General features: G+C 71.3%; 23 protein-coding genes. 16 read left to right on the top strand and 7 right to left on the bottom strand.

The window, feature by feature from the left end; translation table 11 throughout:
• The 3 genes from ETD83_RS45725 to ETD83_RS24185 all read left to right on the top strand — a co-directional run.
• A partial coding sequence (locus tag ETD83_RS45725) for a hypothetical protein (protein WP_329602971.1) occupies positions 1-134 on the top strand: 134 nt, incomplete at its 5' end.
• A 92-nt stretch (positions 135-226) separates the two neighbouring features.
• Complete coding sequence (gene treS / locus ETD83_RS24190) at positions 227-1,984, top strand: maltose alpha-D-glucosyltransferase (RefSeq protein ID WP_138647450.1); 1,758 nt, start codon at positions 227-229, stop codon at positions 1,982-1,984.
• A 7-nt stretch (positions 1,985-1,991) separates the two neighbouring features.
• Positions 1,992-3,479, top strand: a complete 1,488-nt coding sequence (locus tag ETD83_RS24185; protein WP_138647446.1) for a maltokinase N-terminal cap-like domain-containing protein — start codon at positions 1,992-1,994, stop codon at positions 3,477-3,479.
• Here ETD83_RS24185 and ETD83_RS24180 read toward each other — a convergent pair.
• Positions 3,461-4,228, bottom strand: coding sequence for a GntR family transcriptional regulator (locus ETD83_RS24180; protein WP_230421136.1), 768 nt, complete (start codon positions 4,226-4,228; stop codon positions 3,461-3,463). The two genes, ETD83_RS24185 and ETD83_RS24180, sit on opposite strands and share 19 nt — an antisense overlap.
• Positions 4,229-4,430: 202 nt before the next feature.
• Here ETD83_RS24180 and ETD83_RS24175 point away from each other — a divergent pair, with 202 nt between their 5' ends.
• The 3 genes from ETD83_RS24175 to ETD83_RS24165 all read left to right on the top strand — a co-directional run bounded on the left by ETD83_RS24175 (position 4,431) and on the right by ETD83_RS24165 (position 7,610).
• Entirely contained in the window at positions 4,431-4,649 is a 219-nt protein-coding gene (locus ETD83_RS24175) for a hypothetical protein (protein ID WP_138647445.1), read from the top strand.
• A gap of 341 nt (positions 4,650-4,990) precedes the next feature.
• Complete coding sequence (gene glgB, locus ETD83_RS24170; RefSeq protein WP_138647444.1) at positions 4,991-7,228, top strand: 1,4-alpha-glucan branching protein GlgB; 2,238 nt, start codon at positions 4,991-4,993, stop codon at positions 7,226-7,228.
• Positions 7,229-7,235: 7 nt separating this feature from the next.
• Positions 7,236-7,610, top strand: coding sequence for an ACT domain-containing protein (locus ETD83_RS24165; RefSeq protein ID WP_138647443.1), 375 nt, complete (start codon positions 7,236-7,238; stop codon positions 7,608-7,610).
• Here ETD83_RS24165 and ETD83_RS24160 read toward each other — a convergent pair.
• Complete coding sequence (locus ETD83_RS24160; RefSeq protein WP_329602970.1) at positions 7,607-8,632, bottom strand: NUDIX domain-containing protein; 1,026 nt, start codon at positions 8,630-8,632, stop codon at positions 7,607-7,609. The two genes, ETD83_RS24165 and ETD83_RS24160, sit on opposite strands and share 4 nt — an antisense overlap.
• On the opposite strand from ETD83_RS24160, the gene sppA reads away from it, so the two are divergent.
• Together sppA and ETD83_RS24150 are read left to right on the top strand one after the other, a co-directional pair.
• Positions 8,631-10,334 (top strand): signal peptide peptidase SppA, encoded by a 1,704-nt coding sequence (sppA, locus tag ETD83_RS24155; protein ID WP_138647442.1) that lies wholly within the window; start codon positions 8,631-8,633, stop codon positions 10,332-10,334. The two genes, ETD83_RS24160 and sppA, sit on opposite strands and share 2 nt — an antisense overlap.
• On the top strand, positions 10,319-10,816 hold the full coding sequence (locus ETD83_RS24150; protein WP_138647447.1) for a flavin reductase family protein: 498 nt from the start codon (positions 10,319-10,321) through the stop codon (positions 10,814-10,816). The genes sppA and ETD83_RS24150 overlap by 16 nt, the downstream gene beginning before the upstream one ends.
• On the opposite strand, the gene hutI is transcribed toward ETD83_RS24150, so the two are convergent.
• The 5 genes from hutI to hutH all read right to left on the bottom strand — a co-directional run bounded on the left by hutI (position 10,804) and on the right by hutH (position 17,967).
• Entirely contained in the window at positions 10,804-12,006 is a 1,203-nt protein-coding gene (gene hutI / locus ETD83_RS24145) for an imidazolonepropionase (protein ID WP_138647441.1), read from the bottom strand. The genes ETD83_RS24150 and hutI overlap by 13 nt on opposite strands.
• 5 nt (positions 12,007-12,011) lie before the next feature.
• Entirely contained in the window at positions 12,012-13,367 is a 1,356-nt protein-coding gene (locus ETD83_RS24140) for a formimidoylglutamate deiminase (RefSeq protein ID WP_138647440.1), read from the bottom strand.
• 9 nt (positions 13,368-13,376) lie between these two features.
• Complete coding sequence (locus tag ETD83_RS24135) at positions 13,377-14,591, bottom strand: allantoate amidohydrolase (protein WP_138647438.1); 1,215 nt, start codon at positions 14,589-14,591, stop codon at positions 13,377-13,379.
• Between the two features lie 25 nt (positions 14,592-14,616).
• Entirely contained in the window at positions 14,617-16,272 is a 1,656-nt protein-coding gene (gene hutU / locus ETD83_RS24130; RefSeq protein ID WP_138647437.1) for a urocanate hydratase, read from the bottom strand.
• Between the two features lie 150 nt (positions 16,273-16,422).
• Positions 16,423-17,967 (bottom strand): histidine ammonia-lyase, encoded by a 1,545-nt coding sequence (gene hutH / locus ETD83_RS24125; protein ID WP_407921518.1) that lies wholly within the window; start codon positions 17,965-17,967, stop codon positions 16,423-16,425.
• A gap of 314 nt (positions 17,968-18,281) precedes the next feature.
• Between hutH and ETD83_RS24120 the strand changes: the two genes are divergently transcribed.
• From ETD83_RS24120 to ETD83_RS24085, 8 genes are all read left to right on the top strand, one after another.
• The gene (locus ETD83_RS24120; protein ID WP_171064405.1) at positions 18,282-18,896 is read left to right on the top strand and encodes a DUF4360 domain-containing protein; all 615 of its coding nucleotides are present in this window, start codon (positions 18,282-18,284) and stop codon (positions 18,894-18,896) included.
• A gap of 227 nt (positions 18,897-19,123) precedes the next feature.
• On the top strand, positions 19,124-19,909 hold the full coding sequence (locus tag ETD83_RS24115) for an IclR family transcriptional regulator (protein ID WP_138647432.1): 786 nt from the start codon (positions 19,124-19,126) through the stop codon (positions 19,907-19,909).
• Between the two features lie 109 nt (positions 19,910-20,018).
• Positions 20,019-20,468: a YbaB/EbfC family nucleoid-associated protein gene (locus tag ETD83_RS24110; protein WP_138647431.1), complete on the top strand. Its 450-nt coding sequence runs from the start codon at positions 20,019-20,021 to the stop codon at positions 20,466-20,468.
• Positions 20,465-20,854: a YbaB/EbfC family nucleoid-associated protein gene (locus tag ETD83_RS24105; protein WP_138647429.1), complete on the top strand. Its 390-nt coding sequence runs from the start codon at positions 20,465-20,467 to the stop codon at positions 20,852-20,854. The genes ETD83_RS24110 and ETD83_RS24105 overlap by 4 nt, the downstream gene beginning before the upstream one ends.
• A gap of 16 nt (positions 20,855-20,870) precedes the next feature.
• Positions 20,871-21,200, top strand: coding sequence for a hypothetical protein (locus ETD83_RS24100; protein WP_138647428.1), 330 nt, complete (start codon positions 20,871-20,873; stop codon positions 21,198-21,200).
• A complete protein-coding gene (locus tag ETD83_RS24095) occupies positions 21,200-21,694 on the top strand; it encodes a WXG100-like domain-containing protein (RefSeq protein ID WP_138647427.1) in 495 nt (164 codons plus the stop codon). Before ETD83_RS24100 ends, ETD83_RS24095 begins: the two co-directional genes overlap by 1 nt.
• Positions 21,695-21,856: 162 nt before the next feature.
• Complete coding sequence (locus ETD83_RS24090; RefSeq protein WP_138647426.1) at positions 21,857-22,783, top strand: ABC transporter ATP-binding protein; 927 nt, start codon at positions 21,857-21,859, stop codon at positions 22,781-22,783.
• 56 nt (positions 22,784-22,839) lie between these two features.
• Complete coding sequence (locus tag ETD83_RS24085) at positions 22,840-23,592, top strand: ABC transporter permease subunit (RefSeq protein ID WP_138647425.1); 753 nt, start codon at positions 22,840-22,842, stop codon at positions 23,590-23,592.
• Positions 23,593-23,673: the final 81 nt, after the last annotated feature.

Raw genomic sequence — 23,673 nt, 5'->3', positions numbered from 1 at the left:
ACCCCCACCACACCCACACCGTCACCGACCAACTCAACGGAACCACCTACACCTGGACCCAAACCAACTACGTCCGCCTCGACCCCCACACCCAACCCGCACACATCCTGACGTTCGGGAATGGTGAGACGTGAGCCGCCCGCAGGAGCCGCGCCACCCGGACGCGCCGCAGGACCCCCCGCTGGAATCGCCGGGAGCGGTGCCGAGGGACGAGCCCGTCACCGAGATTCCGCCGGACGCGTTCCCGGCCTCGTCCGAGCCGGTCCCGGACGCGTTCAGCCCAGAAACGCCGCGCGATCCGCACTGGTTCAAAACGGCGGTGTTCTACGAGGTGTCCGTGCGCGGATTCGCCGACTCCAATGGCGACGGGTACGGCGATCTGCGCGGCCTGATCTCCAAGCTCGACCACCTGCAATGGCTCGGCATCGACTGCCTGTGGCTGCTGCCCATCTACCAATCACCGCTCAAAGACGGCGGCTACGACATCGCGGAATACACGAGAATCTTGCCCGACTTCGGGGATCTGGGCGATTTCGTGGAACTGATCGAGCAGGCGCACGCCCGCGGCATCAGGGTCATCGCGGACCTGGTCATGAACCACACCTCCGACCAGCACCCCTGGTTCCAAGCCTCCCGCACCGACCCCGACGGCCCCTACGGCGACTTCTACACGTGGAACGACACCGACACCAAATACCCCGACGCCCGCATCATCTTCATCGACACCGAAACCTCCAACTGGACCTACGACCCCGTCCGCGGCCAGTACTACTGGCACCGCTTCTTCTCCCACCAACCCGACCTCAACTACGACAACCCCCACGTCCAAGACGCCATGCTCGAAAACCTCCGCTTCTGGCTCGACCTGGGCATCGACGGCTTCCGCCTCGACGCCGTCCCCTACCTCTACGCCCGCGAGAACACCACCTGCGAAAACCTCCCCGAAACCCACACCTACCTCAAACGCGTCCGCGCCGAAGTCGACCGCCTCTACCCCGACCGCGTCCTGCTCGCCGAAGCCAACCAATGGCCCGCCGACGTCGTCGAATACTTCGGCGACCCCGCCGCCGGCGGCGACGAATGCCACATGGCCTTCCACTTCCCCGTCATGCCCCGCATCTTCATGGCCGTCCGCCGCGAACAACGCTACCCCATCTCCGAAATCATGGCCCAAACCCCCAAAATCCCCGACAACTGCCAATGGGGCATCTTCCTCCGCAACCACGACGAACTCACCCTGGAAATGGTCACCGACGAAGAACGCGACTACATGTACACCGAATACGCCAAAGACCCCCGCATGAAAGCCAACATCGGCATCCGCCGCCGCCTGGCCCCCCTCCTGGACAACGACCGCAACCAACTCGAACTCTTCACCGCCCTCCTCCTGAGCCTCCCCGGCTCCCCCGTCCTGTACTACGGCGACGAAATCGGCATGGGCGACAACATCTGGCTCGGCGACCGCGACGCCGTCCGCACCCCCATGCAATGGACCCCCGACCGCAACGCCGGCTTCTCCCAATGCGACCCCGCCCGCCTCTACCTCCCCCTCATCATGGACCCCATCTACGGCTACCAAGCCGTCAACGTCGAAGCCCAAGCCAACAACCCCGGCTCCCTTCTCCACTGGACCCGCAAAATGATCGAGATCCGCCAACGCCACCCCGTCTTCGGCGTCGGATCCTACGTCGAACTGTCCGCCTCCAACCCCTCCGTCCTCGCCTTCACCCGCGAGATCGACGGCGGGGACGGCAACCAATGGGGCGGTATGGACACGGTCCTTTGCGTGAACAATCTTTCGCGTTTTCCGCAGCCCGTCGAGCTCGACCTGCGCCGGTTCCGGGAATCCACTCCGATCGAGTGCATGGGCGGCGTCCAATTCCCGGCCATCGGAGATCTGCCCTATCTGCTGACGCTTCCGGGCCATGGTTTCTACTGGTTCCTGCTGCCGCCGCCCGCGGAGCACGACCAGGAGAAGGAGTGAGGTAGCCGTGTCGCCGTCCGACCATTCCCTCGTCCGGCTGCTGGCCGGCTGGCTGCCCGGGCAGCGATGGTTCGGCGGCAAGGACGGCCCCATCGACGACCTGGCCATCGGCACCGCCACCGAACTCCACACCGGCGAGCCGGGCCTGCACCACCTCATCCTCGACGTCCGCCAGAGCGGCTCGGTCGAGCGCTATCAGCTGCTCCTCGGCGTCCGGCGCGAGCTGCCCGGCCCGCTGCGGCCCGTCGAGATCGGCCGGCTGACCGGCGAGCATGGAATCGACGGGCACGTGTACGACGCGGTCCACGACCCGGAGCTGACCCGCCCGCTGCTCGCGCACATGGCGGACGCGACCACGGTCGGGCCGCTGCGGTTCCGCCGCGCGCCCGCCGCCGTCATCCGCACGGACCTGGACGGCGTGCCGAGCACGGCCGAGCAGAGCAACACCTCGCTGATCTTCGGCGACGCCCACATCCTCAAGCTCTTCCGCCGCCTCTCGACCGGCGTCAACCCGGACCTGGAGGTCAACCTCGCGCTGACCCGCGGCGGCTCCGAGCACGTCCCCGCCGTGCACGGCTGGATCGAGCTGGAACCCGGAACGGACGGCGGCGGGGCCGGGGACGAGCCGACCACCCTCGCGCTCCTCTCGGAGTACCTGCGCAGCGCCACCGACGGCTGGCAGCTCGCGCTGACGAGCGTCCGCGACTGGCTGGCGCAGCCCACGACGCCGCCCGGCCCGGCGGCCGTACCGGGGAGCGAGACCTTCACGGCGAGCGACGCGGGCGCCGCCGGTGGCGACTTCGCGGCCGAGGCGGAGCGGCTCGGCGCGGCGACCGCCGCGGTGCACCGCGATCTCGCCGCCGCGTTCGGCGTGACGCGGGCGACGCCCGCCCGGGTCCGGGACACCGTCTTCGCGATGAACGAGCAGCTCGACCAGGTCAGCGCCGCCGTCCCGGAGATCCGGCCGCACGCCCACGCGCTCCGCGAGGCGTTCGACGAGCTCGCGGCCGGGGCGGGGACGCTGCCGGTCCAGCGCGTCCACGGCGATTTCCACCTCGGGCAGGTCCTGCGGACCGACACCGGCTGGATGCTGCTCGACTTCGAAGGCGAGCCGGCCCGCGCCCCCGCCGAGCGCCGCGCCCCCGCGCATCCGCTGCGGGACGTCGCCGGGATGCTGCGCTCCTTCGAGTACGCGGCGCGGTTCCTGGTCGCGCGGAACGGCGACCTGCCGCCGGACACGGCCGACGCGCTGGAGCTGCGCGCCCGGGCATGGACGGAGCGCAACCGGAAGGCGTTCTGCGACGGTTACGCCGCGGCGGGCGGGCCCGACCCGGCCGCGCACGCGGCGCTGGTGCGGGCGTTCGAGTTCGACAAGGCGGTCTACGAGATCCGGTACGAGGCGCGCAACCGCCCGGCCTGGCTGCCCGTCCCGCTCAAGTCCCTGGCCCACCTCACCGGCCCGGGCGGGCGCGGCGGTCAGAGGTCGATGGAGTAGTCGAGGACGACGCGGTCGGCGGGGAGCACGATGTCGCGGCAGACCTCCATCACGTCGTCGCGCGACAGCAGCCGCCGCGTGATCGCGAGGACGGGCACGCCGCGGGTCATGCGGAGCGTCTCGGCCTCCTCGGGAGTCGGCATGCGGGAGCGGACGGACTCCTCGACGCGGGTCGGCGGGCGGCCGAGATAGGCGAGCTGCGCGAGCGTCCCGCCGGGCCACGGCTCGCGGGCCGGGTCGGAGACGGGCGTGTCGCCGACGAGGTCCCACGGCAGGTAGTTGACGGAGATCTGCTGCGGCTCGCCGCGCGAGTAGAACACGAACCGGCGGCGGAGCAGCTCGGTCCCGGACGGCAGCTCGAACAGCGCGCCGAGCTCGTCGTCCGCCTGGACGCGGGTGAACAGCCGGTCGAGCCGGTACTCCGCCCAGGTGATCTGCTGGTCGCGGGTGAAGGTCGTCTCGGGGACCGCCATCGGCCTGGTCACGGCGCGGTAGCGGTCCATCGCCACCCGGCGCGCGGGCGGGACGACCTTGACGAGCGTGCCGCCGCCGCGGCGGGTCTCGACCAGCCCCTCCCCGCGCAGCAGGGCGACGGCCTGCCGTACGACGATCTCCGATACGCCGTGCGCCTCGCACAGTTCGGCGATGGTCGGCAGCCGGGTCCCTGGCGGAAGGCTGCCGTCCCGGATCCCCTCTCGCAGCGTGTCGGCGATGCGCAGGTAGGCGGGACGGTCCGGCACCGGCGTCACCTCCCCTTCTTCCGGGCGCGCCTTCCGGCCGTTCGAGTAGGCGTTCGACGCGGCGTTCGATCCTGCTCCGCCTCTCCCTCTGATCCATACCTTCCATGCGCTATCCGCGGGGGCACGGTCCGCTTACGGACAGCTTGACACCTCTCAGCCCGAGTAAGACTTTTGTATACAGAAGAGCGGCGTCGGGGAAAGGACGACCTTGATGGGCGACTTCGATGATCTGAAGGCGGCCATCGAGGAGGAGTTCCCGGGCTGGCAGGTCTGGCGCAGCGACGCGGGCCGCTGGTACGCGACCCGGAGCGGCGATCTCAGCGACGCGCAACTCCAGGCGGGATACGCGATGACGGTGGCCGCCGACGACTCGGCGGGGCTGCGCCGGCTGCTGGTCGACCAGTCGCGCGAGGAGCGTGGGGAGAGGTGACACGACGTCGTGGGGAACGGCGCGGCCCGGTCCGCGAGCGGGGGCGGACCGGGCCGGGACGTTCCGGTACGGCAGGTACCTGTGTCGCTGAGGTGACACAGGAATGGAGCCCGCGGCGGTGTGGTCGATGTCACCGCTGGGGCCAGGTAGACGTGGCCGCACGGGCGGCGCTAATCGGCGCGACCCCCTCGACAAAGAGTCGCGCCGTCCGTGCGGTCGCAACACGCGTCTTCCGGGACAGAACCTCCCGCGGCGGGCCTTCCCGCCGGGAAATTCTCAAGCTCCCGGAAACAGGTTCCCCAGGGACGTGAGATCGGCGATTCTCGGGGCACCTCTCTTGCATGGCACGGGTCACGCGCGCGGAGATCGACCGGCTCGTCGGCGGCGACCACCACGATCCGCACGGCGTGCTCGGCGCGCATCCGGGCCGGGACGGTGTGACGGTCCGGGCGCTGCGGCCGCTCGCCGAGCGCGTCGAGGTCGTTCTGCCGAACGGCGACCGGCATCCGCTCCGCCACTTTCATCAGGGCCTTTTCACCGGGACGCTGCCCGGCGGGGCGTCGCTGGCCGGCGACGACGGCGGCGCGGCGCCGCTCGCCGTCCCCGACTACCGGCTCGCCGTCACCTACGGGGACGGCGCCGAATCGATCCAGGACGACCCCTACCGGCATCTGCCGACGCTGGGCGAACTCGACCTGCACCTGATCAGCGAGGGACGGCACGAGGAGCTGTGGCGGGCGCTCGGAGCGCAGGTCCGCGGCTACGCCTCGGCGTTCGGCGCGGTCACGGGGACGGCGTTCGCGGTGTGGGCGCCGACCGCGCGCGGCGTGCGCGTGGTCGGGGACTTCAACCACTGGGACGGGCGCGGGCACCCGATGCGGTCGCTCGGCTCCACCGGCATCTGGGAGCTGTTCGTCCCCGACGTGGGCGACGGCACCTGCTACAAGTTCGAGATCCTCGGCGCGGACGGCGTGCTGCGCGCCAAGGCCGACCCGATGGCGCGGTACACGGAGCGTCCTCCCGCGACGGCGTCCCGGGTCTACACGTCGTCCTACGAATGGGGCGACGGCGAATGGATGGACGGCCGCAAAGACCGCGACTGGCTCCACGAGCCCATGAGCGCGTACGAGGTGCATCTCGGTTCGTGGCGTCCAGGGCTGGGCTACAAGGAACTCGCTGAGGAACTGACCGCGTACGTGCGCGACATGGGTTTCACGCATGTGGAGCTTCTGCCGGTCGCCGAGCACCCGTACGGGCCGTCCTGGGGCTACCAGGTGACGTCCTACTTCGCGCCGACCGCACGGTTCGGCTCCCCGGACGACTTCCGCCACCTGGTAGACCGCCTGCACCAGGCCGGTATCGGCGTCATCATGGACTGGGTCCCGGCCCACTTCCCCAAGGACGAATGGGCGCTGGCCCGGTTCGACGGCACCGCCCTGTACGAGCACGACGATCCGATGCGCGGCGAGCACCCCGACTGGGGGACGCTCGTTTTCAACTACGGGCGCGCAGAGGTCCGCAACTTCCTGGTGGCGAACGCGTCGTACTGGCTGGAGGAGTTCCACATCGACGGGCTCCGCGTGGACGCCGTCGCCTCGATGCTGTACCTCGACTACTCGCGCAACGAGGGCGAGTGGACGCCCAACGTCTACGGCGGTCGCGAGAACCTGGAGGCCATCGCGTTCCTCCAGGAGATGAACGCGACGGTCTACAAGCGCAACCCGGGCGTCATGACGGTGGCCGAGGAGTCGACGGCGTGGCCCGGCGTGTCGCGTCCCACGCATCTCGGGGGCCTCGGGTTCGGGTTCAAGTGGAACATGGGCTGGATGCACGACACGCTCGAGTACCTGCGCCACGAGCCGGTGTTCCGGCACTACCACCACAACGAGATCACGTTCTCGCTGGTGTACGCGTTCTCGGAGAACTACGTCCTGCCGCTGTCGCATGACGAGGTCGTCCACGGCAAGGGGTCGCTGCTGAGCAAGATGCCGGGCGACGCCTGGCAGCAGTTCGCCGGCCTGCGCGCCCTGCTCGCGTACATGTGGTCGCATCCCGGCAAGCAGCTGCTGTTCATGGGGCAGGAGTTCGGTCAGGGCGCCGAATGGGCGGAGGAGCGTCCGCTCGACTGGTGGCTGCTGGAGAACGCCGCCGAGGGCGCCCACCACCTGGGCATGCAGAAACTCGTCCGCGACCTGAACCGCGCCTACCGCGCCGAGCCCGCCCTGTGGACGCGCGACAGCGACCACGAGGGCTTCCGCTGGATCGACGGCAACGACGCCGGCGGCAACACCCTCTCCTACCTCCGCTACGGCACGCCCGAGGGCGCCTCACAGGGCGACCCGCCCGTCCTGGCGTGCGTCGTCAACTTCGCGGGCAGCCCGCACGAGGACTACCGGCTCGGCCTGCCGCGCGAGGGCGGCTGGCGCGAGATCGTCAACACCGACTCCTTCGATTACGGCGGCAGCGGCGTCGGCAACCTCGGACGCGTCGAGGCCACCGCCGAACCCTGGCACGGCTTGCCCGCGTCCACGGTGCTGCGCGTTCCGCCTCTGGGCGCGGTGTGGCTCGTCCCTGAATAATGATGGAATGACCACTGCTCAGCACCTGCACGTCGTCCCGTCCCAGTTCATGGTGGAGCACCTCCCTAACGCGACGTTCCCCGAGGACGACGAGTGGATCGCACTGGTCCGGGCCCCCGAAGGGCTCACCGTGGTCAGGGACGCGTCACCGTTCGCCGAGGTGGAACGCTGGGTCGGCTTCTACGGCGACGCGGGCCACGGGCTGGACATGCCGGGAATGCTCGCCGCGATCGTCGGCCCGCTCGCCGCCGCCGGGATCTCCGTCTTCGTCGCGTCCACGTACCACGCCGATCTCGTCCTCGTCCCTGAGCACCGCCAGAAGGACGCGACCACGGCGCTCCGCGACGCGGGCCACCGCGTCGAGGACTCGGCCGGGGACTAGAGCCGGTCGAGGAGCCAGCGGGGGCCGGTGACGGCGGCTCCGGCGGCCCGGCAGCGGGCCTTCAGTTCCCGATCGGCCGTCACCACCAGGTGGACGGTGTCGGGCCCGCCCTCCCGCACGAGTTCCACGATCCGGTCGTCGCCGCTGCCCGGAGCCGCCACGACCCGCACGCCGTTCCCCGGCGCGCCGGCGACACCTCTCGCCGCGCCCTCGACCACCAGGACGACCTCCGGGAAGCAGCGGTCGAACGGGACGAGCCCGTCCGGCACGCCCCGCACGCCGGAGTCGAGGGCCTTCAGGTCGTCGCGGAGCCTGGCGTTGGCGCCCGCCCGGTCCTTCCACCAGCCGTCGGCGCGGGCGCCCACGACGTTCGCCGCGTCCACGACGAGGACGAGCCCCTTCATCGCGTCCTGCAGGCGCGGCCATGAACGCGCGAACGGCGCGAACAGCTTGCGGTCGGTGACCTCCTCCGCGCGCACCCACTCCGCACGGCGCGTCTCCCTCGACGCGGGCTCGACGGGGACCAGCTCGGTCAGCGAACCCATCACGGACGTGAACGACCAACCACCGTGGTCCTCGACGCTCGTCCCGTGGACGGTCACGGTCCCGACGTCGAGCGTGCACTCCTCGGACGTCTCGCGCAGGGCGCCGGTCACGGGGTCCTCGTGGCTGTGCAGGGCGCCGCCGAACATGCCCCACGTCCCGCCGCCGAGCCCCCACCACGCGCGCTGCTGCAACAGGATCCACAGCTCGCCGCCAGGGTCGCGATGGTAGGCCAGCAGTCCGGCCGCGCCGAAGCGCCCCCAGTGGGTGTGCCCGAGGTCGCAGCCCGCCCAGCCGTCGCCGTCTCCCATGCGACGACGATATCCGCCGGCCGTTCCGTGGCGGCCGCGCCGCGACCGCGTGGCGCCCGCGACCGTGATCCCGAACAGGGCCTTCGCGCGCTGACCGGGCCGTCCGGCGGACGGACGGCGCGGGAGGGCGCGGGAGGGCATGGACTCGAACGCATAGGCTGGGTCCATGGTGGATCCCGGCACAGTCGTCAACGCGATCAAACAGGCCCGCGACCGGCGGACGGCCCCGCTGATCCTCGAGCTGGACCTCACCGAGGGCATCGTGGAGGTCGCGCCGTCCGACCCGATCTCAGCGATCATGTCCATGCGCCGGACGAGCCTGCGGGACGTCCTGGACGGCCTGCGCCGCGCCCGCTCCGACACCCGGGTGCGCGCCCTCGTCGTGAAGATCTCCGGCGGCGTCGGGCTGGCGCTCGTCCAGGAGCTGCGCGAGGCCGTCCAGGCGCTGCGGGACGCGGGCAAGCTCACCGTCGCGTGGGCGGAGACGTTCGGCGAGGGCGGGCGCGGCACCGTGCCGTTCTACCTGGCCACCGGGTTCGACAAGGTGTACCTGCAGCCCACCGGCGAGGTCGGGCTGACCGGCGTCGCGATCGAGGAGCCGTTCCTCGCGGGCGCGCTGGAGAAGGCGGGCGTGCAGCCGCGGTTCGCGAAGCGGCACGAGTACAAGACCATGGCGAACACGTTCATGGAGAAGGCGTACACGCCGGAGCACGAGGAGTCGTCGCGGCGCCTCGTCGACTCGCTCGGGGAGCAGATCACCGCCGGGATCGCCGCCGGGCGCGGCCTCCCGGAGGACAAGGTCCGCGACCTCACCGACCGCGGCCCGCTCCTCGCCGGCGAGGCGCTGGAGGAGAACCTGGTCGACCGGCTCGGCTACCGCGACGAGGTGTACGCCGACCTGCGCGCGGAGTTCGGCGAGGAGGCGCAGCTGCGCTACGTCTCCCGCTACAACCGCGCGCACGGCCTGGCGGGGCGGCTCCCGCAGCCCGGCCGGCAGGACACCGTCGCGCTGATCAACGGGCACGGCCCGATCCGGCTCGGCCGCAGCGGCCGCGGCGGCCCGTTCCCGAACTCCGGCCCCGCGATGGGCTCGGACACCATCGGCGCCGCGTTCCGCGCCGCCGTCAAGGACGACCGGGTCAAGGCGATCGTGTTCCGCGTCAACAGCCCGGGCGGCTCCGCCGTCGCGTCCGACGCGATCTGGCGGGAGGTGGTGCTGGCCCAGCGCGCCGGCAAGCCCGTGATCGTGTCCATGGGCAACGTCGCGGCGTCCGGCGGCTACTACGTGTCGGCGGCGGCGGACACGATCGTCGCCCAGCCCGGCACCCTCACCGGCTCGATCGGCGTCGTCGCCGGGAAGGCGCTGGTCAACGGGCTCCTCGACCGGATCGGCGTCGGGCTCGGCAGCGTCGCGGACGGCGACCACGCCCGCATGTTCAGCGCCACGAAGGACTTCAGCGACTCCGAGTGGGAGCGCGTCAACGCCTCCCTCGACAAGATCTACGACGACTTCACCGCGCGGGTCGCGGAGGGCCGGGGGCTGTCCCGCGAACGCGTCCACGAGCTGGCCAGGGGCCGTGTCTGGACGGGCGCCGACGCCAAGGAGCACGGCCTCGTCGACCGGCTCGGCGGCATCGACCTGGCCCTGGAGGTGGCGCGCAAGAAGTCCGGCCTCGCCGCCGACGCCCCGATCCGCGTGTACCCGCACACCTCGCCGCTGGAGCGGCTCCGGCCGCCGGAGTCCAGCGAGGACCGCGCGGCCGCGGCCGCCCGCTTCGACGCCTGGGGCTCGCTCGGCGGTCTCGCCGCCCGGCTCGGCCTGCCCGCCGCCGGGCCGCTGACCCTGCCGGGGACCTGGGAGATCCGCTGACCGCCGCCGGTACCGACTTCGTCGAGGCGGTCGCGGGGTTCGCCACGGGCGTCGTCGTGCTGACCGTCCGCGACGGCCGCGACGATCTCGGCACGACGGTGACCTCGTTCATGTCGGTGTCGCTCGACCCGCCGATGGTCGCCGCGGGCGTGGCGACGTCGTCGTACCTGACGGAGGTCCTGAACCGGCGGGAGCGCTGGGCCGCGACCGTCCTGTCGTCCGGGCAGCGCGCGCTGGCCGGGCGCTTCGCCGCCGAGGGCCGTCCGAGCGCCCGCATCCTCCTCGCGAGCGCGCCCCACCACCGCGGCGGCCGTTCGGACGCCCTCATCCCGGAATCGGGACTGGCCGCCATCGAATGCGAGACGCGCCAGGCCGTCGCCGCGGGCGATCACACCCTGTTCGTCGCCGAGGTCCTCGCCGCCGACTACATCGCCCGCGACGAGACACCCCTGATCAGGGTCAATCGCCGCTACCTCACCTGAGTTCCGGCCTTCCACACGGCGGCCGTCTGCGGGACGCCGGGACGGTAGGCGAGGTGGATGTGCGACGGTGCGTCCAGCACGTGCACGTCCGCGCGCGCGCCGACCCCCAGGTGGCCGACATCGGTGCGGCGTAGCGCGCGGGCACCACCGGCGGTCGCGGACCAGACGGCCTCGGCGGGCGTCATGTGCATGTCCCGGACGGCGACGGCGACACAGAACGCCATGCTGGAGCTGTAGCAGGAGCCGGGGTTGCAGTCGCAGGCGAGCGCCACGGTCGCGCCCGCGTCCAGGAGGCGGCGGGCGTCGGGGTAGGGCTGGCGGGTGGAGAACTCGACGCCCGGCAGGAGGGTCGCGACCGTGCGGGACGACGCCAGCGCGTCCACGTCGGCGTCGCTGAGGAACGTGCAGTGGTCGGCGGACGCGGCGTCCACCTCGACGGCGACCTGCACGCCGGGGCCCTCGGTGAGCTGGTTCGCGTGCACGCGGGGGCGGAGGCCCGCCGCGATGCCCGCCCGCAGGATCTCCCGGGCCTGGTCGGCGTCGAAGGCGCCCTGCTCGCAGAAGACGTCCACCCAGCGGGCGTGCGGGGCGCAGACCGCCAGCATGTCGGTGGCGGCGAGGCGCGCGTAGCCGGCGGTGTCGCCCTGGTACTCGGCGGGGACGACGTGCGCCCCGAGGTAGGTGACCTCGTCGGCGAACTCCGCCGCGATGCGGACGGCCCGCTCCTCCTGCTCGATCGTCAGGCCGTATCCGGACTTGCATTCGACGGTCGTCGTGCCCTGCCGGGCCATCTCGCCGATGAGGCGGCGGACGTTGGCGCGCAGGTCGTCGTCGGACGCGACGCGGGTGCGTTCCACGGTCGTGCGGATGCCGCCGCCGTCGTACTTCTGGCCGCTCATCCGGGCGGCGAACTCCTCGGCGCGCTCGCCGGCGAAGACGAGATGCGCGTGGGAGTCGACGAACCCGGGGAGGACGGCCCGCCCGGCCGCGTCGAACGAGGCGTCGGCGGCGGGCGCGTCCGCCGCCGGGCCCGTCCACGCGATCTTGCCGTCCGCCATCACCAGCGCGGCGTCCCGGAGGATGCCCAGGCCGGAGCCGGTGGCGGGGTCGTTGGTGACCAGTTCCCCGATGTTCGTGATGACGGTGCTGCCTGTGCCGGTGCTCACCCTCGGAAGGATCTCACGGGGCATTCGCGTCACTCCGCGTCGGGTGCGGCGGTGACGGCGGCGATGGCCTCGGTGAGCGCGCCCGGGACGTCGTCGATCAGCAGGTGCCGCCCGTCGTGGACGATCTGCCGCCCCGACACGACCACGTGCCGGACGTCGGCGGACGTCGCCGCGAACACGGCCGCCTCCGCGGCGTACCCGGCGCTCCCGGCGGTGCGGACGGAGTCGAGCGCGACGGTGACGAGGTCCGCGTACGCGCCGGGCTCCAGCCGTCCGGCCTCCGGCCAGCCGAGCCCGTAGTGGCCGTTGGACGTGGCCGCGGCCAGCAGTTCCCCGGCCGTCCAGTGGCCCCGCGCGCGGGTGCGGAGGCGCTCGTCCAGCTCGACCGCGCGGGCCTCCTCGAACAGGTCGATGACGGCGTGCTGGTCGGAGCCGAGGCAGACCGGCGCGCCCGCGTTCGCCAGGTCGCGGGCCGGGCCGATGCCGTCGGCGAGGTCCCGCTCGGTGGTCGGGCACATGCACACGCCGGTCATCGTCGTGCCGAGCAGGCCGATGTCCTCCTCGGTGAGGTGCGTCGCGTGGACGGCCGTGGTCAGCGCGCCCAGTGCCCCCGACTCGGCGAGCAGGCGGGTCGGGGTCAGGTCGTAGGCGTCCAGGCACGCCGCGTTCTCGGCGGGCTGCTCCGACAGGTGGACGTGCAGCGGCGCGCGGTGCTCCTTCGCCCACGACGCGACCGCGCTGAGCTGCTCGCGCGGCACGGCCCGGACCGAATGGATCGCGGCGCCGACGCGGGCGTGGAGCCGTCCCGCCTTGTCGGTCTCCTCGTGCAGGCTGCCGACGCGGCGCGCCCAGTTGCCCGCGGTGCCGTCGCCGAAGCGGAGCTGCGGGCCCTTGAGCGGCTCGCCGATGCCGCCGGCGAGGTAGCAGGCGTCGAGGAGCGTGATCCGGATGCCCGCGTCCGCCGCGGCGGCGATCAGCGCCTCGCCCATCGCGTTCGGCTCGTCGTAGGGGGCGCCGCCCGGCCGGTGGTGCAGGTAGTGGAACTCACCGACGCAGCTGATCCCGGCCAGGGCCATCTCGGCGTACACGGCGGCGGCGAGCGCGCGGTACGAATCGGGGTCGAGGCGGTCGGCGACCTTGTACATCGTGTCGCGCCACGTCCAGAACGTGCCGGAGTGGGCCTGGACGCGGGAGCGGAGCGCGCGGTGGAAGGCGTGCGAGTGCGCGTTGGCCAGGCCCGGCAGCGTCAGGCCGGGCAGGCGCTGGGCGTTCTCCGGGGCGGGGACGCCGGGCACGACGCGCGTGATCCGCTCACCGTCGGCGTCGATGAGCACATCGGCCGCCACGCCGTCTCCGAGCCAGGCCAGCTGTGCGTGCCATTGCATACCAGATCCTTACCCGCGCGCCCTGTCGCTACAAGCGAGCTCGTCCAGTACCGCCGTGAGGGCCTCGACTCCGGCCAGGCAGTCGGCCGGTTCGGCGTACTCGGCGGGCGCGTGCGAGACCCCGGTGGGGTTGCGGACGAACAGCATCGCCGTCGGCAGCCGCGCCGAAAGGACGCCCGCGTCGTGCCCCGCGCCGGTCGGCAGGACGGGAACGCCGCCCAGCGTCGCGCCGATCCGGTCGCGGAGGGCGTGATTGAAGTCGACGATCTCCGAATAGGACTCCTCCGCGAGGTCGACGCTCACCCGGTGCGGGCGGGCGGCGACCCTGGCGGCCTCATCGATCTCCGCGACCGTCCGGCGGACGGCCTTGTCCTCCGGTCCTCGCGCGTCCAGCCAGCCGGTCACGGACGAGGCGATCGCGTTCACCCCGCCCGGCACGACCCGCACCTTCCCGACGGTCGCGACGGTCCCGTTGCGTTCGGCCGCCTCCCGCGCGGCGATGACCATGGCCGCGAAGGGCAGCATGGGGTCGCGCCGGTCAGGCAGCCTGGTCGTCCCGGCGTGGTTGCCTTCGCCGGCGAAGTCGAACCGCCACCGCCCGTGCGGGACGATCGCGCTCGCGACCCCGACCGGCTCCCGCAACGCGCGCCCCTGCTCGACGTGCAACTCCACCAGGCATCCGACGCGTCCGAGCAGATCGTCGTCGGGGCCGATCGCCTCGGGGTCGAACCCGGCATTGTGCATGACCTCGGCGAACGTGTGACCGTCCGCGTCCGTGAGGCCGCGGGCCCGCGCCGGGTCGATCGCCCCGGCCAGCAGCCGCGACCCCAGGCACGCCACCCCGAACCGCGCGCCCTCCTCCTCGGCGAACGCCGCGATCCCGATCGGCCGCCGCGGCCCGGCGCCCCGCTCGCGGAGCAGGTCGACGGCGGCGAACGCGGACACGATGCCGAGCGGCCCGTCGAACGCGCCGCCGCCCGGCACCGAGTCCAGATGGCTCCCGGTCAGGACGGCGTCGCCGCGCGAGCCGTCTTCCGGGAGCCACCAGGCGATCATGTTCCCGTTCGGGTCGTGCTCGACGTCCAGGTCGCGGCGGCGCGCCTCGTCCAGGAACCAGGCGCGGCATTCCAGCTCGGGCGGCGTCCACGCGAACCGGTGGTAGCCGCCGGTCGCCTCGTCCCGCCCGACCGGCAGCAGCGCCGCCCACATCTCCTCGAAGCTCATCGCCGCTCCCGGCCTTTCGGTTCGCTCACGCTTGCATCGGGATGCGGACGCCGCGCTCGTCCGCGACCTCGGCGGCGCGCTCGTAGCCCGCGTCGACGTGCCGCATGACGCCCGTCCCCGGGTCGTTGGTCAGGACGCGGCGCAGCTTCTCACCGGCGAGGGCCGTCCCGTCCGCGACGCAGACCTGGCCCGCGTGGATGGAGCGGCCGATCCCGACGCCGCCGCCATGGTGGATGGACACCCAGGTCGCGCCGGACGACGCGTTCAGCATCGCGTTCAGCAGCGGCCAGTCGGCGATCGCGTCCGAGCCGTCCTTCATGCCCTCCGTCTCCCGGTACGGGCTGGCGACCGACCCGCAGTCGAGATGGTCGCGGCCGAGGACGATCGGCGCGCTGATCTCGCCGCGCGCCACCAGGTCGTTGAACATCTCGCCGGCCCTGTCGCGCTCGCCGTAGCCGAGCCAGCAGATCCGCGACGGCAGGCCCTGGAAGTGCACCTTCTCCCGCGCCATCCTGATCCACCTGGTCAGCGGCTCGTTGTCCGGGAACAGGTCGAGGATCGCCTGGTCGGTGCGGGCGATGTCGGCCGGGTCCCCGGACAGCGCCGCCCACCGGAACGGCCCCTTGCCCTCGCAGAACAGCGGGCGGATATAGGCGGGCACGAACCCCGGGAAATCGAACGCCCGCTCGTATCCGGCGAGCTGCGCCTCACCGCGGATGGAGTTGCCGTAGTCGAAGACCTCGGCGCCCGCGTCCTGGAAGCCGACCATCGCCTCGACGTGCGCGGCCATCGACGTCCGGGCCCGGTCGATGAACGCGGCCGGGTCCTTGTCGCGCTCGGCGGCCATGTCGCCGAACTCGACGCCGCGCGGGAGGTAGGCCAGCGGGTCGTGCGCGCTGGTCTGGTCGGTGACGATGTCGATCGGCGCGCCCCGGCGCAGCAGTTCCGGGACGATGTCGGCCGCGTTCCCGAGGACCGCGATCGACAGCGCGCGCCGCTCCGCCTTCGCCTCCTCCGCGAGCCGCAGCGCCTCGTCCAGGCTCGCGGCCTCGACGTCGCAGTACCGGTGCTGGACGCGCCGCTCGATCCGGGACGGGTCGCACTCGACGCAGATCGCGACGCCGCCGTTCATCGTCACCGCCAGCGGCTGCGCGCCGCCCATCCCGCCGAGCCCGGCGGTCAGCGTGATCGTCCCGGCGAGCGAGCCGCCGAACCGCTTCTCCGCGACGGTCGCGAACGTCTCGTAGGTGCCCTGGAGGATGCCCTGCGTCCCGATGTAGATCCAGGAGCCGGCGGTCATCTGCCCGAACATGGTGAGGCCGAGCGACTCCAGGCGGCGGAACTCCTCCCAGGTCCCCCACTGCGGCACCAGGTTCGAGTTCGCGATCAGCACGCGCGGGGCCCACTCGTGCGTCCGGAAGATCCCGACCGGCTTGCCGGACTGGACGAGCAGCGTCTCGTCCCCCTCCAGGTCGGACAGCGACCTGATGATGCCGTCGAACGCGTCCCAGCTCCGGGCCGCCTTCCCGGACCCGCCGTAGACGACCAGTTCGTCCGGGTGCTCGGCGACCTCGGGGTCGAGGTTGTTCTGGATCATGCGCAGGGCCGCCTCCTGCGGCCAGCCCTTGGCGGCGGTCAGCGACGTGCCGCGCGGCGCGCGGACCGGACGTGGACCTGACATCTTCGGCTCCTTCGTGAGAGCGGGTTCAGAAGAGCTCGTACAGGGAGAGCTTGTTTCGAGTGCGCGCCCAGGCGAGCGCGCTCATGGGCGGGTGCTCACGGGTGCGGGCGCATGGGTAGGGCGCGTGGGTGCGGGCACATGGCGGCGGGCTCAGGTGAGCGGGCCGGTGACGGCTTCGGCGGCGGCGATGAGGGACCCGTCCCGGACCATCTCGGTCGCGGCGGCGATCTCGGGCGCGAGGTAGCGGTCCGGGCCGGGCGGCGGGACGGCCTCCCGCAGCCGCGCGACGACGGCGGCGGTCGCCGGCCCGGGACGCAGCGGTGTGCGCAGGTCGAGGGCCCGCGCGGCGGTGAGGATCTCGATGGCGATGACCTGCGCGAGCCCCTCCACGGACCGGCGCAGCTTGCGGGCCGAGTTCCAGCCCATCGACACGTGGTCTTCCTGCATGGCCGAACTCGGGATGGAGTCGGCGCTCGCGGGCGCGGCGCGCCGCTTCAGATCCGACACGATCGCGGCCTGCGTGTACTGCGCGATCATGTGCCCGGAGTCGACGCCGGGGTCGTCGGCGAGGAAGGCGGGCAGCCCGTAGGAGCGTCCCTTGTCGAGCATCCGGTCGGTGCGGCGTTCCGACATCGACGCGACGTCCGCCGCGGGAATGGCCAGGAAGTCGAGCACATAGGCAATGGGAGCCCCATGGAAATTGCCGTTCGACTCGACCCGTCCGTCGGGCAGCACCACCGGATTGTCAATGGCGGACGCCAGCTCCCTCCTGGCCACGAGTTCCGCGTGTTCCAGCGTGTCGCGGGCCGCCCCGTTGACCTGGGGGGCGCACCGCAGCGAATAGGCGTCCTGCACCCGCGTGCAGTCGGGCCCGCGATGCGACTCCATGATCTCCGACTCGCCGAGCAGCGCCCGCAGGTTCGCCGCCGACGCCGCCTGCCCCGGATGCGGCCGCAGGTCCTGCAGGTCGGCGGCGAAGACGCGGTCGGTGCCCAGCAGCGCCTCGACGGTCATGGCGGCCGCCAGGTCCGCGGCCGTGAGGAGGCTCCGCAGGTCCTCGATGGCGAGGACGAGCATGCCGAGCATGCCGTCCGTCCCGTTCAGGAGGGCGAGCCCCTCCTTGGCGCCCAGCGTGACCGGCGCGATCCCGGCTTCCTCCAGTGCCTGGGCGGCCGGTTTGAGCACGCCGTCGCCGTCCCTGACGGACCCCTCACCGATCAACGCCAGCGCCACATGAGCGAGCGGCGCGAGGTCCCCCGAACAGCCGAGGCTCCCGTGCTCGAAGACCTGGGGCGTGATGCCGGCGTTGAGGAGTGCGGCCAGCGTCCGCGCCGTGACCGGCTGGACGCCGGTGCGCCCGGTGGCGAGTGTCCGCAGCCTGAGCAGCATCAGCGCCCGGACGACCTCGCGCTCGACCTCCGGCCCCGTCCCCGCCGCGTGCGACCGGACGATGTTCAGCTGCAACTGCGCCCGCTTCTCCGGGGCGATGTGCCGGGTGGCCAGCGCCCCGAACCCGGTGGAGACACCGTAGACAGGCGTCGGACGCGCGGACAGCTCCTCGATGTGCGCCCGCGACTCCCCGATCAGCTTCAGCGCGTCGTCCGTCAGCGAGACCGCGGCTCCGCCCCGCGCCACCGCCGCGACCTGCGCGAAGCCGAGCGTCTCCGACCCGACCCGAACGCCGTTGTCCCCCATGTCAGAGCTCATACCCACCATTCCAGCGCCTCCGCACACCGCTGGACGAGGGCCTGCCCGCCGAAGGTGTCTCAGATACCAGACACTGCCGCCGGCGCGGTCACCGTCCGCCGCGAGGGCCGTGCCGCCTCCCCGGCACAGCCGGTCAACAACCCGGTCCCCGCCACTTTGAACGCGATAATAGAAGGAATATTCAACATTGCATCCGAATTTCAATGAAATTAATCTTGGTGAAGTTCGAGTCGCGGCGATATCAGTCGGCCGCGCCGACCGCAGGCATGCCCTGGCCTACCCCCACCAGAGGAAGTCCGCCCATGTTGCACCCCAGAATCAAGGCGACCGCGATTCTTGGCGTCGCCCTGGCCCCGCTCGCCTTGACCTTCGCGCCCGCGTCAGCGGCACTGGAACCTCCCACTCCCACGATCGAGATCGCGTCCCTGAACGGCAGCGGATGCCCACCCGGAACCGTTACGGCCATCCCCAACCCGGGCAGCTTCACCCTCAAATACAGCGGCCACACGGCCAAGCTCGGCGGCGACGCCAAACCGACCGACGCCCGCAAGAACTGCCAGATCAGCCTGAAGGTCACCCTCCCGGAGGGTCTCGTATACGCGGTGGAAAGGGTGGAGCACAACGGCACCGCCAACCTGGAGCCCACGACGACCGGTTCCCTCAAATCCATGTTCTACTTCGCAGGCTCTCCGCAGGCCGGTGTGTACCGGAAACAAATTCCCGGCCCTGTCGCAGGCGCCTGGCAGGTCACCGAGAGATTGATTCAGCTCCTCTGGCAGCGTTGCGGCGAACAGCGGAATCTCAATCTCAACACCGAACTACTCATGACATCCTCTGACAAGTCCAAGCCGAACTCCTTGAGCATGAACTCCGACCTCGGCACGTCCTACCACCTCAACTGGAAGACCTGCCCATAACGGTGCTCCCCGCTCACGCCGCCCGCCTCCGCTCCCCGACGGCGCGCTAAGGGACAAAACCCATGAGGTCGCGCAGCGCGTGGCCGGTCGGCCCGGATCCTCACCTCGACAACGGACCCCGCGGGTGGACCGCCCACGCCCGCGCCGTGCAGGCGAGCAACTCCGGAGGCAGCCCGTGGAGTGGGGCCGGGGCGACCTGGCCGTCTCAGATACGAGACCATGGGCTCATGTCCCAGGTACCGGCCGCCCGCCGCGCCCTGGCGGTCCTGCGCCTGCTGGCCGCCGCGGCCGGGCCCCTGCCCGCGTCCTCGATCGCCCGCTCCCTGGACCTGCCCCGGTCGAGCACCTACCACCTCCTGACCGCGATGGCCGAGGACGGCTTCGTCACCTACATCCCCGAAGAGCGCCGCTGGGGCCTCGGCGTCGCGGCCTTCGAGGTCGGCTCCGCCTACCTCCGTCACGAGCCCCTCGAACGCCTGGCCCGCCCCCTCCTCCGCCGCCTGGTCGACCGCGTGGGCGAGATCGTCCAGCTCGGCATCCTGCACGGCCCGGAGACGCTCTACCTGCTCAAAGAGCAGCCCGCCCGGCACGCCACGCTCGTCACCGACGTGGGCGTCCGGATGCCCGCCCACCTCACCGCGAGCGGCCGCTCGATGCTCGCCCACCTGCCCGCCGCGCAGGTCCGCGCCCTGTTCGCGGTCCCCGTCGTCACTCGCACGGCGCCCTTCATCAGCCGTACCGGCCGCGGCCCCACGAGCCTCCCCGATCTTCGCCGCACCCTCTCCGAGGACGCCCGCCGGGGCTGGTCGGTCGAGGACGGCCACATCACCGAGGGCTTCGCCAGCATCGCCGCATGCGCCTTCGACCACACGGCCCACCCCACGGCCGCCATCACCATCACCTTCCGCCGCGAAGACCACCCCGAGGAGACGTGGCCGACACTGGCCGAACAGGCCCGCGCCACCGCGACGACCCTCACGACCCGCCTGAACGGCCGTTTCCCCCTCCCCTGACCCCGGGCTGAGCCGGAACCGGCGGCGTCCAGAATTCGTCCATTACACGGATGCGGTATTACGGGAGTAGCACCGCAGACGCGCATTCCTCCGGCCTCAGGGAGTATCGGTGACCGAACCCTCTCCTGAAAACGCAGAAGACCGGCTGGTCAAGGCACGTGAGCGACTGAAATCGATGCGCACCGCCGCACATTCCGGCTCGTCCGAAAATGGCCTAGGCCATCCACCGGAGGGATCGTTCCAGCGCGGCGTAGGCACAGCCGACGAGGAGCGGGTCAAGGCCACCGCGACCAAAGGCCGCCTGACCAGCCTCGAACTGGACCCCCGCGCGATGCGCCAGTCACCGGAAGAGCTCGCCGCTCACATCGCCGCCGCCGCTAATGCCGCACTTGACGATCTGCGCGCCCAGACGGAATCCACGGACACCGAGCCCACCGTCGACCCGGCCGCACTCGTCCAGACCCTGCGGAACGTGCAGGAGCAGGGCATGCGCCAAATGGCCCTGATCAACCAATCCATCGGCGAAGCGCTGGCGAAGGCACGGGCGAGCATCCGATGAGCTACGAACGCGCCACCGACGACCTCGACAAAGTCCTGGGCAACGTCCTGCAAGCCGCCACCACCCAGCCGGAACCCGCCCCGCAGGCAGCAGCCGAAGGCCACGACCCCGACCGAACGGTTCGCGCAACCGTCACCCCGGACGGGCGTATCGAGACCGTCGAGATAACCCCGCGAGCCGCACGGCTCAATTCACACGAGCTGGCCGAGCGCGCCATAGCCGCCATAAACGCCGCCCTCGACGCCCAGACGGCGGACGCCCCGGCCCCCGCCGCGGACACCGCCCTCGACGACCGCCTCCGCGAGGCCCAAGACCTCAGCCTGAGGCAATTGAACGAATACACCCAGTCATTGCGCGACCTGATGAACTCCTTCGAACGGCGTTGAACCAAGGAGACAACCCATGGGCATGCCCGGATACGAGGTCGACCCCGAGGGAATCCGCCGGTCCGGACTCGGCATCGGCTCCTCGGCACAGCGGCTGAAAGCCGACTGGGAGGCGTTCCAGGCCGAACTGGCCGGCTTCGGCGAACCCTGGGGGACCGACGACATCGGCTCCCTGATCGGCGGTTGCTATCAGGCGATCTACGAGGCCGCCGCCGATTGCTACAACGACAACATCGAGGCGATGACCGAGGACGGCGACACCGTTCAATCCGTCGCCGCCAACCATCTCGCCGCCGAGAAGAGCAACGTGACGGAGATCAACCGAGTCCGGGACGTGCTGGGCTGATGGGTCTGCAACTCCCCGGCGAACTCCGCTCCCGGCTCTCGATGCTCGGCTACACCTGGCCCGAGGCCGACGAGGTCAAACTCCTTCAGATGGGCGGCGCCTGGCTCCGCTTCGCCGGCTCCCACACCGGCCCCCTGGGCGAGGCTGACGCCCAGGCACAGCGGATCTGGCAGGCCAACAAGGGCGACGACATCGAGGCGTTCCGCAGCTCCTGGACGGCCGAGGACTCCCCCAAGACCAACCTCGAGGACTTCACCACGGCGGCGAACATCATCGGCGCCGGCCTCATGGTCTGCGGCGGCATCGTCCTCGCCCTGAAGATCAACGTCATCGTCCAGCTCACGATCCTGGCCATCCAGATAGCCCAGGCGATCGCCACCGCCGCCGTCACCTTCGGCGCCTCCCTCGCCGAGATCCCCATCTTCAAAGAGATAACCGGCGCCATCATCGACATCCTCATCGACCAGGCCCTCCAGGTAATCCTCAACGGATAGCCGAGCCCGCCAGGGTCACCGATACCGCTGACGCGCTGCTTCCAGGTTCGGCCGCACCTGACGAAAGTCGGGGGTGACAGGTGTCGTCCGGGGCGTGTGGTGGATGTCGCCGGCCGCCTAGGTTCGGGCTCGTCATGCTGGACGGTCGGCGGGAGAACCTGGGTGATCACTCTGCGGGGACTGACGAAACGGTACGGGGACAAGACCGCGGTGGACGGGCTGTCGCTGGAGGTGGCGGCGGGAAAGGTCACCGGGTTCCTCGGCCCGAACGGGGCGGGGAAATCCACCACGATGCGCATGATCGTGGGTCTGGATCACCCGAGTGCGGGCGAGGCGCTGGTCGGCGGCCGCAGGTATGCGGGAATGCCGCGTCCGATACGAGAGGTCGGAGCGCTACTGGACGCGGGGTCGGTGCATCCCGGCCGTTCGGCGAGAGCGCACTTGGTGGCCATGGCGCGCAGCAACGGAATCCCTCTGGCGCGAGTGGACAAGGTTCTGGGCCTCGTCGGGCTGGAGTCCGTCGCGGGACGGCGGGTCGGCGCGTATTCGCTCGGGATGCGCCAGCGGTTGGGAATAGCCGGGGCGCTGCTGGGCGATCCGGGCGTGCTGATGTTCGACGAACCGGTGAATGGCCTCGACCCGGACGGGGTGCTGTGGGTGCGGCGCCTGATGCGCGGGCTTGCCGCGGAGGGCCGCACGGTTTTCGTGTCGTCGCATCTGATGAGCGAAATGCAGCTCACGGCGGATCGATTGGTGGTCCTCGGCCGCGGACGCCTGCTCACCGACGCGCCAATGGCGGAAGTGATCGCGCGCGGCTCCGGCAACGCGGTGCGAGTACGCAGTCCCCGGGCGTCCGAGCTCGCGGAACGGCTCCGCGCCGTCGGTGCCGAAGTCCGCCGGACCGACGAAGGCGAACTGCGAGTCACCGGCCTGCCGATAGACCGCGTCGGGCTCATGGCGTACGAGGCGGGCGTCCCCGTGCTCGAACTGAGCGCCGTTGAGGCGTCGCTGGAAGAGGCGTACATGGACCTGACCGGCGCGAGCGTGGAATACGGCACCGGAATGCCGGGGGCGGAGGCACTGCGATGACCACACCGATGAGCATCGAGGTCGGCAAGGTACCCGGTACCGCGTCCGGCGGAGGTATGCGGGGCGCGCTGGCGGCCGAATGGACGAAACTGTGGACCCTGCGTTCCACATGGTGGGGCTTGGCGGGCGCAGTGCTGCTCATGGTGCTGCTGTGCTTGCTCATGGCGCAGGTGACGGTGTCGAACAACACGGATGAACGCGTGCAGGAGCATCCCGGCGTGGTCTCGGTCAGCGACATCGCCATCGGGTCGTTGGACATGGTGCAATTCGTGGTCCTGGCCCTGGCGATCCTGATGATCACGGGCGAGTACGCGACGGGAAGCATCCACGCGACGCTCCAGTGGGTGCCCTCGCGGGGCCGAATGCTGGCGGCGAAAGCGGCCGTCGCGGCGGCGGTCATCTTCCCGTCCGGGGTCCTCCTTGGCCTCGTGGGCACGGCCGTCGCATACCCCGTCCTCGGCAAATGGGGACGCCTGAACGCCGGCGACGTAATCCACGACGCACTGATGACAGGCGTCTACCTGGCGGCGCTGAGCGTCCTGATACTTGGCGTCGGAGCCATGCTCCGCAGCACGGCGGCAACACTGACCACCGCTTTCCTCCTCATCATGGTGCTGCCGGTGATGCTGGCCAACAGCCGTTCGGAACTGCTCATGGACGTCGCGAACGGCATGCCGAGCAAGGCCGGCGGATATCTGCTGAACGCCAACGGCCCTTACCCGGCCGCGGTCGCCCTGGCAATTCTCGCGGCCTGGACGGCGGCGGCCATGTGGGGCGGGGTGACCGTCCTCCGCCACCGCGACGCCTGACCCTTCAGGCCGGGCACGAACTCCGGTCGAGGCGCTGACTGAGAATCGCGCCCTCCCACCCCTGTCCCGCATACCCACAAG

Source organism: Actinomadura soli (assembly GCF_005889715.1).
In the GTDB taxonomy this organism is placed as follows: domain Bacteria; phylum Actinomycetota; class Actinomycetes; order Streptosporangiales; family Streptosporangiaceae; genus Spirillospora; species Spirillospora soli.
Note: the sequence above shows the minus strand (reverse complement) of the source record. Positions and strands in the feature narration are given on the sequence as shown.